This is a genomic window from Vibrio sp. 2033 (assembly GCF_033339735.1).
In genome coordinates this window covers 1-500 of the sequence record NZ_JAWOVC010000927.1, presented here as the reverse complement: position 1 = coordinate 500, position 500 = coordinate 1, and the positions used below count along the sequence as shown (strand labels likewise).

General features: G+C 46.2%; 1 protein-coding gene. It reads right to left on the bottom strand.

Annotation, left to right across the window (positions count from 1 at the left end; all coding sequences use genetic code 11):
- Positions 1 to 500, bottom strand: a 500-nt coding sequence (locus tag R7P74_RS29865) for a WG repeat-containing protein (RefSeq protein WP_318124364.1), incomplete at both ends; no start/stop codon positions are given.

Below are 500 nucleotides of genomic sequence, written 5' to 3'. Positions count from 1 at the left end.
ATCAATAAAGCCCCGCTTCCCGATAAAAATGTAATGACGGGATGAACCGCTGGTTGCAAATTGAGCTAAGCCATCGTGAAAATCGCCAGCAAACTTAAAAATGGGTTTAATACGCACCGAACCGGTTCTGTCAATATACCCCCATTTATTACCAATTCGTACCGCAGCCAAACCATCAGAAAATCCGCGAGCCTCCGCAAACGTTCGACGGAAAACTAACGATCCGTCAGTTCTAATATACGCCCACTTATTATTGAATCTTACCGGGGCGAGGCCTTCACTGAAATTGCCTACATCCTCAAATCTGGCCGGAATCACAATTTGGCCGCCTCTGTCCATATACCCGTATTTACTACCGCCCACATCATAGAATGGAAATAAATCGTTTCCGGAGCTTTGACCTGATATCGTGGTAATACAGATCGCCACCAAGATAGTGCCGGTATAAATGATTGATCTCCTCGTCCTCGCTCTCATCGGTTCGCCACCGTTACGGAAAT